Origin of the sequence: Nocardioides xinjiangensis (genome assembly GCF_017916385.1) — a bacterium.
In the GTDB taxonomy this organism is placed as follows: Bacteria; Actinomycetota; Actinomycetes; order Propionibacteriales; family Nocardioidaceae; genus Nocardioides; species Nocardioides xinjiangensis.
Map to the genome: position 1 here is coordinate 1,064,150 of NZ_JAFMSW010000001.1, position 13,469 is coordinate 1,077,618.

The 13,469-nt window shown below is 73.8% G+C and carries 9 protein-coding genes; 3 read left to right on the forward strand and 6 right to left on the reverse strand.

The window, feature by feature from the left end; translation table 11 throughout:
- Positions 1–12: 12 nt before the first annotated feature.
- Positions 13–1,266 (reverse strand): SfnB family sulfur acquisition oxidoreductase, encoded by a 1,254-nt coding sequence (locus J3P32_RS05070; protein WP_307861589.1) that lies wholly within the window; start codon positions 1,264–1,266, stop codon positions 13–15.
- A gap of 183 nt (positions 1,267–1,449) precedes the next feature.
- Complete coding sequence (locus tag J3P32_RS05075) at positions 1,450–2,796, reverse strand: acyl-CoA dehydrogenase family protein (protein ID WP_210438741.1); 1,347 nt, start codon at positions 2,794–2,796, stop codon at positions 1,450–1,452.
- A 164-nt stretch (positions 2,797–2,960) separates the two neighbouring features.
- Here J3P32_RS05075 and J3P32_RS05080 point away from each other — a divergent pair, with 164 nt between their 5' ends.
- On the forward strand, positions 2,961–3,944 hold the full coding sequence (locus J3P32_RS05080) for a LysR family transcriptional regulator (RefSeq protein ID WP_210438742.1): 984 nt from the start codon (positions 2,961–2,963) through the stop codon (positions 3,942–3,944).
- Here J3P32_RS05080 and hemE read toward each other — a convergent pair.
- Positions 3,910–4,956 (reverse strand): uroporphyrinogen decarboxylase, encoded by a 1,047-nt coding sequence (gene hemE / locus J3P32_RS05085; RefSeq protein ID WP_307861590.1) that lies wholly within the window; start codon positions 4,954–4,956, stop codon positions 3,910–3,912. The two genes, J3P32_RS05080 and hemE, sit on opposite strands and share 35 nt — an antisense overlap.
- 71 nt (positions 4,957–5,027) lie before the next feature.
- Here hemE and J3P32_RS05090 point away from each other — a divergent pair, with 71 nt between their 5' ends.
- A complete protein-coding gene (locus J3P32_RS05090; RefSeq protein ID WP_210438743.1) occupies positions 5,028–5,648 on the forward strand; it encodes a DUF3000 domain-containing protein in 621 nt (206 codons plus the stop codon).
- Between the two features lie 4 nt (positions 5,649–5,652).
- On the forward strand, positions 5,653–6,921 hold the full coding sequence (locus J3P32_RS05095) for an HRDC domain-containing protein (protein ID WP_210438744.1): 1,269 nt from the start codon (positions 5,653–5,655) through the stop codon (positions 6,919–6,921).
- A 384-nt stretch (positions 6,922–7,305) separates the two neighbouring features.
- Here J3P32_RS05095 and J3P32_RS05100 read toward each other — a convergent pair whose 3' ends face one another.
- The 3 genes from J3P32_RS05100 to hrpA form a co-directional block, all read right to left on the reverse strand.
- Entirely contained in the window at positions 7,306–8,745 is a 1,440-nt protein-coding gene (locus J3P32_RS05100) for an extracellular solute-binding protein (protein ID WP_210438745.1), read from the reverse strand.
- 211 nt (positions 8,746–8,956) lie between these two features.
- Complete coding sequence (locus tag J3P32_RS05105) at positions 8,957–9,550, reverse strand: hypothetical protein (protein WP_307807727.1); 594 nt, start codon at positions 9,548–9,550, stop codon at positions 8,957–8,959.
- Positions 9,551–9,559: 9 nt separating this feature from the next.
- The gene (gene hrpA, locus J3P32_RS05110; RefSeq protein WP_210438746.1) at positions 9,560–13,435 is read right to left on the reverse strand and encodes an ATP-dependent RNA helicase HrpA; all 3,876 of its coding nucleotides are present in this window, start codon (positions 13,433–13,435) and stop codon (positions 9,560–9,562) included.
- Between the last annotated feature and the right edge of the window lie 34 nt (positions 13,436–13,469).

Sequence of the window (13,469 nt, forward strand, 5' to 3'; positions counted from 1 at the left end):
CGAGGGTGCGGGTCAGAGCTGGCCGTGGTTGGGCGGCGGCGTGCCGTCGACGACGTACCTGCCGAGGTGCTGGACCTTCCAGGCCGCCGGGTCGTGGAGCGTGTGCGTGCGGGCGTTGCGCCAGTGCCGGTGGAGGTTGAGGGAGTCGAGGGCGGACCGGGTGCCCGCGACCTCGAACAGCCGGCTCGCCACCTCGACGCACACCCGCGCCGACAGCGCGCGCACGGCGGCCACGGCCAGGCTGGCGCTGGCGGCGCTGTCGGCGGTCAGGTCGGCGTTCGCCGCGTCGACCGTCCGGCCGGCCTCGCGCAGCAGGGCCTCCGCGGCGCGCACGTCGACCTCCATCTGCCCGAGCGCCTGGACCACGAGCGGATCGTCCGCGGCGCGCTCCACGCCGGCGTCGGGGTAGGGCCGTGACGTCGTGCGCACGAAGGCGGCCGCGTCGCGCAGCGCCGCTCGGGCGATGCCGACGTCGAGCGCCGCGTGCAGGACCTGCGCGAAGGCGCCGTAGGTCTGGGGGCCCGCGAACGTGAGGTGGTACGGCGTGATGTGGTCGTCGTGCACCTCCACGTCGACGAGGTCGACGGTGCCGCTGGCCGTCGTGCGCTGGCCCATGCCGTTCCAGTCGTCGGTGACCGTCACGCCCGGGGCGCCGCGCCGCACCCAGGCGACGTGGAGCGGACCGGTGCCGGGCGCGGCGAGCGTGTCGCGGTGGGCGAGCACGGGGATCCAGTCGGCGAAGAGCGCACCCGTGCTGTAGCCCTTGGTGCCGCTCAGCCGCCAGCGTCCCCCGCCCACGGGCGTGAGCGCGGTGCGGATGTCGCGGACGTGCCGGGTGCCGACCTCGGACTGGGCGTTGCCGAAACGCTTGCCGGCCATCACCTCGCCGAAGAAGAACGCCTGTTGCCCCGGAGTGCCCTGGTGCCGCATCGCGTTGACGTAGACGAAGTGGCTGTGCGGGACCTGGGCGACGCTCGGGTCGCCCGCTGCGAGGATCCGGAAGACCTCGACCAGGGTCTCGACGTCGAGGTCGGCGCCGCCGCGCTCGGCGGGCACCGTCACCGCCAGCAGGCCGGACGCCGACAGCCGCACGAGCTCCGGGGCGGGCAGGAGCCGGTCGCGGTCGCGCTCGAGCGACGTCGCGGCGAGCTCGGCGGCGATGTCCGCCGCGACCGCGACGGCCTCGTCGGAGGTGAGCACGGGCACCGTCGCCGCGGCGACCCCGAGCCGTGCCGGCTCGCGCATGGGGGCGGACGTCGTGCTCACGGGTGTCCTCCTCGGGACGGCTGTGGTTAATCTCTATCTATCTTGTAGACAAACATAGCAACCAGTCGCCACCAGTCCGCGCAGGACCGGGGCCGGGGATGTCGAGGGGGTGGCAGGCAGCGCCTTGCAGGCGGAACGAGGCACCCGCCCGCGAGCCGCGACCGGCCGGGTTCGGGCGACCGGTCAGCCGGCGCGGCCGGGTGCGGGGCCCGGCCCGGCCCACTCCTGGCGCCGGCGGGTGGCGCCGATCGACCAGGCGTACGGCGGCGGCGTGCCGTTGACGGCGTGGGCGCCGACCACCCGCGCCTTCAGGACCCGCGGGTCGTGCGAGGCGACGGTCCGCGCGTTGCGCCAGTGGCGGTCCAGCGCCAGCGGACGCGCGGTGGCCGAGCCGCCGAGGGCGTCGAAGATGTCGGAGGTGGCGCGGAGCACGAGCTCGGAGACCACGACCTGGGCGGTCGAGGACTCGATCTCGCTCGCCTCCACCAGCGCGGCGACCTCCTCGGCACCCCCGCCGGCTGCGTCGGCGACGGCCTGCACGCTGGCGGCGACCCGCAGCGTCGCGGCCTCGGCGGCGTACACCGCGGCTGCGACCTCCCCGACCCGCGCGAGGACCTGTGCGTCGTCGCGCACGCGCGGGGCGTTGGCGTGGGAGAAGTTGCGCGTGCGCTCCCGCACGGCCCCGACCACATCGGCGAGCGCCGACCGTGCGATGCCGGTCAGCGTCGCGAGGAGGTTCAGCTGGTAGAACGCCGTCTGGTAGGGGAAGCGGTCCTCGAAGGGCAGGACGTCCGTGGCGGCCACCCCGACGTTGTCGAAGGTCGTCGTCCCGCTGCCGGTGCCGCGCTGGCCGAAGCCGTCCCAGTCGTCGGTGACGTGGACGCCGGGGTCGCGGGTGTCGACGACGACGATCGCCGTCGGGTCCTCGACCTCGTCGGGGTGACCGGGGCGCACCAGCCGGGCGTGCACCTCGACCCACTCGGCGAAGATGCTGCCCGTCGTGTAGTACTTGGTGCCGTCGAGCCGGTACGACCCGTCGGCACGCGGGCGGAGGACGGTGCGCGGCAGGTCGATGTCGGACCCGACCTCCGACCAGGCGTTGCCCGCCATCTCGCCGGCGACGAAGCGGTCGAACCAGACCCGTTGGTCGCTGCCGCGGACGTGGTGCCAGCACCGGTCCTCGACGAGGGCGAAGTGCCCTCGGAAGGCCTGGGTCAGGTTCGCGTCCACGGCCGCGAGCTCGATCCAGAGCCGGGACAGGCCCACGACGTCGAGCCCTGCCCCGCCGAAGGCCTGCGGGACACGCAGGGCGCCGAACCCCTCGGCCTTGAGCAGCCGCACGGCCTCCACTGGCAGCTCGCCGTCGAGCTCGCGCTGCACCGCTCCCTCCGCGACGGCGTCGAGGACCGGGGCCCACTCGGCGAGCAGGTCGGCCTCGGACCTCGCGGCGGCAGCGGACACGCTGCCTCGGGCCTCCGGGACGGCACGCTCGCCACGCGAGCGGGTCGGCCGGACACGCAGGTTGGTCATGGGTTCCTCCCGTTTTGTAGAGTTATTCAGTAGACTTTAGGGAGTCGGGTCGCCGAACCGGGCACCCCGGCAGCAGGTTTTGCCGACCACCCCGCGAGGGCCTGTTCCGGACCGAGGTCCGGTCCCGGCCGGACGCAGGCAGCACAGAGAGCAGGAGCGAACGGGTGCGGATCGAACAGCTGGAGTACCTCGCGGCCGTGACCGAGCACGGGTCACTGCGACGGGCGAGCGAGGCCATGCACATCTCGCAGCCGGCGCTGAGCGAGGCCGTCACCAAGCTGGAGAAGGAGCTGGGCACCACGTTGCTCGACCGTCGCCGCACAGGCTCGCGCATCAGCCGGCAGGGCTTGGACCTGCTGCAGAGCATGACCGAGGTCCTCGAGGCCGTCGACCGCCTCCGACAGGCCGCCGGCCAGCAGTCCGTACGTCGTCGCGACCTGCGGATCGGCACGGTGAACACCGCGTCGTCCAGCCTGCTCGCCCCCGCGCTGCGCGACCTGCACGCCCGCCACGGCTCGGGTGGCGTCGAGGTCGTCAACGGTCGCCAGACCGACATCCAGCAGGGCCTCACCGAAGGCTCCCTCGACCTGGGTCTGGTCAACGTGCTGCCCGGCGACGAGGTGCCGCCCACGCTGGTCGCCGACAGGCTCATCGACGGCACCCCCGTCGCGTGCCTGCGCGCGGACCACCCGCTCACGGCGAAGGAGCGGGTCACCGTCGACGACCTGCGCGCGGAGCCGCACGTGCTCATGCGTCCCGGGTTCGTGATGCACCGGTACGCCCACCGGCTCTTCGCGGGCGCGCTGCCCGGCACCACCTACTCCAACGACGGCGCCGAGATGGGCAAGGCGATGGTCGCGGCCGGTCTGGGCATCTCGGTCCTGCCCGACTTCTCGATCGCGGGTGACCCCCTCGTGCAGGCGGGCGTGCTGACGACGCGCCCGATCCAGACCGACCAGACGACCGTCACGCTGCTGATGCTGCGCCGTCGCGCCGAGCGCGTGCCCGAGCCCCTGCGCGACCTGCAGACGGCGCTCGTGCGGCAGGCGCGGGCCTACGTCGCCTCGCTGGAGCTGCCCGTGGCTGCGCCCGACCTCCCGCCGGTGACGCCGATCAGCAGCCGTGCACGAAGTCGGTCAGCGCCATGAGCTGACCCGGGTCGGTCGACGGGATCACGCCGTGGCCGAGGTTGAAGATGTGCCCCTTGGCCCGTCGCCCGGCCTCGACCACCTCTGCGGCGCGCCGGGTCATCACCTCGGTGGGCGCGAAGACCAGCGTGGGGTCGAGGTTGCCCTGCACGGCGCGGTCGCCCACCAGCGGGATCGCCTGCTCGAGCGGCGTGCGCCAGTCGACGCCGACGACGTCGGCACCGGCCTCGCCCATGAGCCCGAGGAGGTTGCTGGTGCCGACCCCGAAGTGGATCCGCGGCACGCCGAGCTCTCCGGCCGCCGCGAGCACGCGCTGCGAGTGCGGCATCACCGAGGCGCGGTAGTCGGCGGGGGTGAGCGCGCCGGCCCAGGAGTCGAAGAGCTGCACGGCCGACGCGCCGGCCTCGACCTGGATCCGGAGGTAGGCGGCGGCGATGCCGGCGATCTTGCGCATGAGCGCGTCCCACACGTCGGGAGCGCCGAACATCATCGCCTTGGTCTTCGCGTGCTCCTTCGACGGCCCACCCTCGACCAGGTAGGACGCGACGGTGAAGGGCGCCCCGGCGAAGCCGATCAGCGGCGTCGCGCCGAGCTCGGCGACGAGCTGGCGGACGGCCTGTGAGATGTAGGGCACGTGCTCGGGCGTGAGGTCGGGGATCGCCGCCACGTCGTCGAGGGTGCGCACGGGGGACGCCACGACGGGTCCGACCCCCGCCTTGATGTCGAGGTCGACACCGACGGCCTTGAGCGGCAGCACGATGTCGGAGAAGAAGATCGCCGCGTCGACGCCGTAGCGGCGCACCGGCTGCAGGGTGATCTCGGTGACCAGGTCGGCGTCCATGCAGGACTCCAGCATCCCGATGCCTTCCCGCACGGCGAGGTACTCCGGCAGCGAGCGGCCGGCCTGCCGCATGTACCAGACCGGGGTGTGCGCCGGCTCCTGCCCGCGCGCGGCCAGGAGGAAGGGGCTCTCGGCCAGGCCGGGGTGGGGCGAGGGGACGGCGTCGGTCACCCCCGAATCTTCGCAGGTCAGGCGGCGTGGCGGCACATCGACGGAGCCGGGGCCTGGCCTACTCTGAGGCCATGGTGGCCCGTCACGAGACCCACCCGGGCAGCGCTGCCGCGGCTGGGCCCGCGGAGTTCCGCGCGGCCGTGGAGTCCATGCGCCGGGCCTCGCTGCGCCCGGAGGTGCTCTGCGAGGAGATGCCGGCGCCGCAGCGGATCGCGCCCTGGTCCTCCGCGCTCAGCGGCGACGTCACGGTCGACGAGGAGGACCTCGGCACCGGTCGGCTGATCCTCCTGCACGACCCGGCCGGCAACGACGCCTGGGACGGCACGTTCCGCTGCGTGGCCTACGCCCGGGCCGACGTCGACCCCGAGCTCGGCGCCGACCCCATGCTCGCCGCGGTCGGCTGGTCGTGGCTGGTCGAGGCGCTCGACGCGCACGGCGCCGGCCACCACGTGGTCTCCGGCACGGTGACCTGCGTGACGACGGAGAGCTTCGGCGGGATGGCCGACGAGCCGGGCACCGCGCAGGTGGAGATCCGGGCGTCGTGGACCCCCGACCTCGACGCCGACGGGAGCCTCGACATGGCGCCGCACGTGGAGGCATGGGGCGAGCTGATGTGCACCGCCGTCGGTCTGGCGCCGGTGCCCGAGGGCGTGACCGCGATCCCGAGCCGACGCGGACAGCGCGGCACCTGAGCCGATGCCCGACACCCCCGACGATCCCGTCACCGAGCCGGAGGCGGCCGCACCCGAGGAGCCCGCCGCCCCGCTGCTGGAGCTCCGCGACGGCCTCCCGGAGGTCGTGGACACCGATGCGGGACTCGCCGAGGCGTGCGCCGCGCTCGCGGCCGCGACCGGGCCGGTCGCCATCGACGCCGAGCGCGCCTCGGGCTACCGCTACTCCAACCGGGCGTACCTGATCCAGCTGCGCCGCGAGGGCGCGGGCACCTGGCTGGTCGACCCCATCTCGATGACCACGCTGGCGCCGCTGCAGGAGGCGCTCGCCGGCGCGGAGTGGATCCTCCACGCCGCCACCCAGGACCTCCCGTGCCTGCGGGAGGTCGGCCTCACCCCGGCCAGCCTGTTCGACACCGAGCTCGCCGGCCGGCTGCTCGGCTACCCGCGGGTCGGGCTCGCGACGCTCGTCGAGACCGTGCTGGGACAGCGGATGCGCAAGGAGCACTCCGCCGCCGACTGGTCGACCCGACCCCTGCCGAAGCCGTGGCTGGAGTACGCCGCGCTGGACGTCGAGGTGCTCATCGAGCTGCGCGCGCACCTGGCCGCCGAGCTCGAGGAGGCAGGCAAGACGGAGTGGGCCCGACAGGAGTTCGAGCACCTCCTCGGGTTCGAGCCGGCCGTGCGGGTCGACGCGTGGCGGCGTACGTCGGGGGTGCACCGGCTGCGCGGCCGACGGGCCCTCGGCGCGGCGCGGGCGCTGTGGGAGGCGCGCGACGCGATCGCCGCCGAACGGGACGTGACCCCGGGGCGGATCCTGCCCGACTCCGCCATCGTCGCCGCCGCCACTGCGATGCCGGCCGACCGGCGTGCGCTGCTGGCGACGCAGGGCTTCCACGGTCGAGGTGCCAGCCGCTACGCCACGGCCTGGGTCGAGGCGCTGCAGCGCGTGCGTGCGATGTCGGAGGACGACCTGCCCTCGCGCGCGCCCCGCGGCGACGGCCCGCCGCACCCGCGCACGTGGGCCGACCGGGAGCCGGTGGCCGACCGCCGGTTCAAGGCGGCCCGCGAGTCGATGCTCAACCTCGCCGAGGTGCACCACCTGCCGGTGGAGAACCTGCTCACGCCCGACTACCTCCGTCGCCTCATGTGGGCGCCGCCGGCGACCCGTGAGCCGGCCGAGCTCGCCGAGGCGGTCCGCGCCCAGCTGGCGTCCTACGGCGCGCGGCCCTGGCAGGCCGAGCTCGTCACCGGCGCGCTGGTGGGCGCCATCCTGGGCGCCGAGCAGGAGTAGCGCCCCCCTCCCCCTTCCTCCCGGCTGGCGCCGGCGTGCGTCATGCGTTTTGGGGCCTACGGCGACCGGCTCGTATGACGTCGCTGCGCCGGGCTGGCTGGGGCGTACGTCATACCGAGCCGCACCTATGACCGCCGGTTCGCACGACGCAGCGGGGCGGCCGGCGCGTACGTCATACCGAACCGCACCTATAGCGGCCGGTTCGCATGACGCAAGCGGGCCCGCCCGACGCACGTCATCCCGAACCGCACCTATGACCGCCGGTTCGCATGACGCAGCGGCCCAACCCGCATACGTCATGCCGAACCGCACCAACAGCCGCCGGTTCGTATGACGCAGCGGCCCCGCCGCCGCCCGCCCGGCCCAGCAAGCGAGGCCCGCCGGCTACTCGCCCGGCGTCTCGCTCGACGTCTCCGACGGGTCCGGGTCCTCGGAGCCGGGCTCCTCCTCGCCCTCCGGCGACAGCACGCTGCGCGACACCTCGTCGATCTGCTCCGTGGTCGACTCGAGGTCCAGCACGCCCGGCGCGGTCACGAGGCTCTCGAGGAGCGGCGTGACCGCCTCGACCAGCTCGACGCGCTGGTCGATGAACGGCGGCACGACCATGTAGCGGATGCTCGCGTTGAAGACGATGGAGCTGGCCGGCTCCTCCTCGGGCGCGAGGAACTCCGGCGAGGCCGCGACCTGGGTGTTGGCCGGCACGATGTAGCCCGTGGCCGCCACGGTCGAGATGGCGGCGTCGGACACGGCGTAGGCGATGAAGTCGGCGGCGTCGCCGGTGAGCTCGGAGTCGGCCGACAGGCACAGGCCGCTGATGTCGCCCACCGTCGCGCGGCTGTCGAGCGTGGGCATCGGCAGCACGTCGAAGTCCAGGCCCTCGGCCTCGCGCAGCTCCGGCACGAGGTTGCGGAAGCCGGCGACCATCGCGAGCTCGCCGCGCTTGAACAGCTGCACCGGTGTCGCCCGGGCGAGCTGGGCGTTGGTCGGCGTGAGGGTCGGGTCGCGCAGGATCGCCAGCGTCTCGCTCAGCGCCTCGCGGGTGTCGTCGTCGGAGAAGGCGAGCGAGGTGGGCTCGTCCTCGTCGTCGAACACCTGCCCGTCACCGGAGTAGATGAAGGGCGCCAGGCCCTGCAGGGTCGGGTCGATCCACACTCCGCGCCGGTCGCCGCGGCGTGCGGCGAACTGTGCGGCCGCGCCGAACTCCGCGAGCGTCCACCGGTCGCGCAGCCCCTCCTCGTCGGCCGTCGGCACGTCGAGGCCGCGCCGCTCCATCTTGTCGAAGTCGACGAGCTCGGTGTTGTAGTAGACGACCATCGGCGAGACGGAGTACGCCATGCACTGGAGCTCGTCGTCCATCGCGAAGGCGTCGACGGCGTCGCGCGAGAAGCGGTCGCCGAAGTCGACGCCCCGCTCGTCGAGCAGCAGGCTGACCGGCTGGAGGGCCTCGGCCTCGACCAGCTGGCCGAGGTCGATGCGGGAAGTGAGGAACACGTCCGGGGCCTCGCCCGCGAGCACGTCGGCGAGGGCCGACTCGTGGTCGGGCCACGACTTGAGCGCGACCTGCCGGGTCGTCGAGGAGGCGTTGAACGAGTCGACGACGCTCTGGAACGCCGCCACCTCCTCCTCGGTGCCGTAGGCGCCGAAGGTGATCCGGCGCGGCTCGCTCGGGCTCGACTGGCCCTGGTCGGGCGACCTGGTGGGGCGCGGCTCGGGCTCCGCGTCACCGGTGCACGCCGCGGTCGTCAGGGCCAGGGCCAGGGCGCACGACGCGACCGCGCGTCGACGGAGGGAACGGCCCGCACGGGCGGGGAACAGGGCACGCACGCAGGCGACCCTAACGGTCGCGTCCACGGGTCGAGGTGCGCGGACCCGGCGACAGCGCCCCGACGAGCGGCCGGGGACGCGACGGCGCGGAGCGCCGGAAGCTGGGAGTGCGCCGGACCGGGAGCGCCTCACGGCGCGTGGCCGCTCGTAGCGGCTTCATTTGGGACCCGGGGCTGCCACAGCCCGACGCACTCAGGACCATTGTAAAACCTCAGCCCAGCGTGTGCCGGATTTCCTCGTGACCAGCGGCCTCGAGCTGCTCCGACAGCACCAGCATCCGCGACACCTCCTCGTGCGAGGACTCGAGGCCGGCGCGGCCGGCGGCGACGATGCGGGCGAAGGCGGAGGCGCGGAAGAGCGTGACCGCGAAGTCGCCGCGCGCGATGCCACGCAGCACGTCGTCGACCATGGTGCGCAGCTCGCGCGGCCCGGGCGGGTCGGCGACGCCGGCGACGACCCGGGCCACGTCGACGCGACGCTGGCCGGCCTCGTACTCGGCCGCCACCCGCTCGGGGTCGGCGTACACCCACGAGCGCAGCACGAACAACCGCCACAGGCTCCCGGCGAGCGTGTCGGCCGGCGCACCCGACCACACCTCGGCGAGGGTCTCGAGGCCCTCGGTCTCGGCGAGGTGGACGATGCGCTCGGCCAGGGCGGGGTCGTCGGAGTCGCGCGCGCCGCGCACCAGCACCGTCGCGGCGAGGTCACCCGCCTCGCGGACCCTGGCGGGGTCGGCGCCGCCGGCGATCTCGGCGAAGAACCCGTCGCCGGGGGTCATCGGTCGGTGGTGGGGGCGATCGCTCACCGCACCAGCCTAGGTCGACTGGGTCGCGGTCCCCATCACCTTGCGGATGCGCTGGTCGCTGACCTTCTCGCGGGTGCCGAGCTGCTGGGCGAACAGCGAGACGCGGTACTCCTCCAGCAGCCACCGCGAGTCGCGCAGGTGCTGGGGCACCGGCTGGCCGTCGGGCAGCGCGGCGACCGCGTGCAGCCACGCCTCCTGCAGGCCGGCGACCTGGTCCATCAGCTGGCGGTCGCGCGCGACCTGCGAGTCGAGCCGCTCGCGGCGGTACGTCACCGCGGCGAGGTAGCGCGGGTAGTCGCGAAGCCGCGACACGCCGGCGTCACCGACGAAGCCGGGCGCCATCAGGCGGCCGACCTGGGCGCGCATGTCGGTGAGCGCCGGCAGCGTCGCCAGGTCGGCCCGACCGGAGATCGCCCGGTCGGTCGTCCGCCACGCCTCCAGCACCCGCATCAGGTCGTGGACGGCCGCGCCCAGGCCGGTGGCCACGGCGTCGCGGGAGGCGGCCACCACCGCGGCGAACGCGTCCTCGTCGCGCACGGTGGGCCGCGCGTCGACGACCTCGCCGACGATCCCGGCGCGGACGTCGTCGAGGAGCTCGGCGACCGACGGGTAGGGCGACCCGACGAGCGCCAGCCGGGCGCGCTGGTCGAGCCCCGCCCCGGCGAGCACGTCGTCCACCGGCGGCATCGGCCCGAGCGCGAGGAGCACCAGGCGCCGTACGCCGAGGCGGTGGTGCGCCGCGGCCTCGTCGGGCGTCGCCAGCACCTGCAGGCCGACGGTGGAGCCCTCGTCCACGAGGGCCGGGAAGCCTCGGACCTCGTGGCCGGCGCGGCGCTGCACGAACGACTCCTCGACCGTGCCGAAGGTCCACGACACCTGCCCGGTCGCCGTGACCCCGGAGTCGGCGGCCACGTCGGCCATCGCCTGCTCGAAGGTGGGCCGCAGCGGCTCCTTGAGGGCGTCGAGGTCCTTGCCGCGGGCCGCCTCCGCGCCCTCCTCGGTGACGACGCGGTAGGTGGGGCGGAGGTGGGCGGGAACCTTGGACCAGTCCCAGGCCTCCCGGTCGATGACGAGGCTGCGGGTGCTGCGCGCGAAGCGCTCGAGGGCGTCGAGCAGCGGCTCGGCTCCGGGCGGGGTCGCGGCGAGGAACTCCCGCGCGGTGTTGGGCGCCGGCACCATCGCCACGCGGAGGTTCTTGGGCAGGGAGCGGATCAGCTCGGTGACGAGCTCCTCGCGCAGCCCGGGGACCAGCCAGGAGAAGTCGTCGGCGTCGATGCGGTTGAGGGTGGCGACCGGCACCTCGATGGTGAGCCCGTCGTCGGCGGCGCCCGGCTCGAAGTGGTAGCTGATCGGGAACGTCAGCCCGGCCTCGTCGCTGTCGTGCCACTCGGTGGGGAAGTCGTGCGCGCGCACCTCGGCGGCGGTGTCGTGGGTGAGCATCGTGGGGTCGAAGGTCAGCAGGTCCGGCGTCTTCTGCCGGGCGCGCCGCCACCACTGGTCGAAGTGCTGCCCGCTGACCACCTCGGCCCCGACACGGGCGTCGTAGAACTCGAAGAGCGTCTCCTCGTCGACCACGATGTCGCGGCGCCGTGCCCGGTGCTCGAGCTCCTCGGCCTCCTCCAGCATCCGCGCGTTGTGGGCGAGGAAGCGGTGCCGGGAGTCCCACTCGCGCTGCACCAGCGCGTGGCGGATGAACAGCTCACGAGCCAGCGGCGGGTCCACCTTGCCGTAGGACACGAGGCGGTCGGCCACCAGCGGCACGCCGTACAGCGTCACCCGCTCGCGGGCCATCACCGCGGCACGCTTGCGCGACCAGTGCGGCTCGGAGTAGGTCCGCTTCACCAGGCGGGCTCCCAACCGCTCGGCCCACTCGGGCTTGATGGCGGCGTTCTGCCGGGCCCACAGCCGCGAGGTCTCGACCAGCTCGGCGCTCATGAGGAAGTCGGGGTTGCGGCCCTTGAGGACACTGCCGGGGAAGATCGCGAAGCGGGCGTTGCGGGCGCCGAGGTACTCCCGCATCGGCCTGCGCTCCCCCGGCCGGGGCTTCTCGCGCTCCTCCAGCGCTCCGACGTGGCTCAGCAGGCCCGAGAGCAGCGCCTGGTGGATGCCGTCCTCGTCGTACGCCGCTCCCCCCTCGCTGCTGCCCGTCCGTCCGAGGTCGAGCTTCATCTCCTTGCACACCTGCCGCAGCTGGGACTCGTAGTCCTGCCACTCCCGGATGCGGAGGTAATTGAGGTGCTCGCGCTTGCACATCCGGCGGAAGGCGCTCGACGACAGCTCGCGCTGCTGCTGCTTGAGGTGGCGCCAGAGGTTGAGCCAGGTGAGAAAGTCGCTGGTGTCGTGCTTGAAGCGGGCGTGCAGCTGGTCGGCCTGCGCACGCTGCTCCTCGGGCCGTTCGCGCGGGTCCTGGATCGACAGCGCGGCGGCGATGACGAGCACGTCGCGCAGGCAGCCGAGCCGTTCCGCCTCGAGGATCATCCGGCCCAGCCGGGGGTCGATCGGGAGCCGGGCCAGGCGCCTGCCGACGCTCGTCAGACGGATGCCGGAGCGGGACGTCATGGGCTTTCCCGCCCGGGGCCGGAGATCCTCATGACGTCCCGGCTCGGGGGCGGTCGATACCGCGCCGAGCTCCTCGAGCAGGTCCGTGCCCGCCTTGACGTTGCGGCGGTCCGGCGGCTCGACGAAGGGGAAGCGGGCGATGTCGCCGAGCCGGAGCGAGGCCATCTGGAGGATCACGCTGGCGAGGTTGGTCCGCAGGATCTCCGGGTCGGTGAACGCCGGGCGCGCCTGGAAGTCCTCCTCGGAGTAGAGCCGGATCGCGATGCCCTCGGACACGCGGCCGCAGCGGCCGGAGCGCTGGTTCGCCGACGCCTGGCTGATCGGCTCGATCGGCAGCCGCTGCACCTTGGTGCGCACCGAGTAACGGCTGATGCGCGCCACGCCGGTGTCGACGACGTACCGGATGCCGGGGACGGTCAGCGACGTCTCGGCGACGTTGGTGGCCAGCACGACGCGGCGCACGGTGGAGGGGTGGCTGGAGAACACCTTGTGCTGGTCGGCGGCGCTGAGCCGCGAGTAGAGCGGGACGATCTCGAGCCGGTCGCTGCGCAGCGCCTCGAACGCGTCGGCGGTGTCGCGGATCTCGCGCTCGCCCGGCAGGAAGACCAGCACGTCGCCCGGCCCCTCCGCCGACAGCTCGCGGACCGCGTCGACGATCGCCTCGGTCTGGTCGCGCTGGACGGCCTCGCCCTCCTCGTCGCTCTCCGGGAGCTCGAGGAGCGGGCGGTAGCGGACCTCCACCGGGTAGGTGCGTCCCGACACCTCGACGACCGGGGCCCCGAAGTGCTCGGCGAAGCGCTCCACGTCGATCGTGGCGCTGGTGATGATCACCTTGAGGTCGGGCCTGCGCGGCAGCAGGCGCTTGAGGTAGCCGAGGAGGAAGTCGATGTTGAGGCTGCGCTCGTGGGCCTCGTCGATGATGATCGTGTCGTACGCGCGGAGGTCGCGGTCGCGCTGGAGCTCGGCGAGCAGGATGCCGTCGGTCATCAGCTTCACCCGGCTCGCGCGGCTGGTGCGGTCGGTGAAGCGGACCTGGTAGCCCACGACGTCCCCTAGCTCGGTGCCGAGCTCGTCGGCGATCCGCTCGGCCACCGAGCGCGCGGCGATCCGGCGGGGCTGGGTGTGCCCGATGAGCCCGCCGCCTCCGGCCCGGCCGAGGCCGCGGCCGAGCTCGAGGCAGATCTTCGGCAGCTGCGTGGTCTTCCCCGAGCCGGTCTCGCCGGCGACGATGACGACCTGGTGGTCGCGGATCGCCGCGGCGATGTCGTCGCGGCGGGCGGAGACCGGGAGCTCGGGCGGGTAGGTGATCTTCACAACGGACGCCATTCTCACCCACCCCGGCAACCGGGTTCGCCGCGGC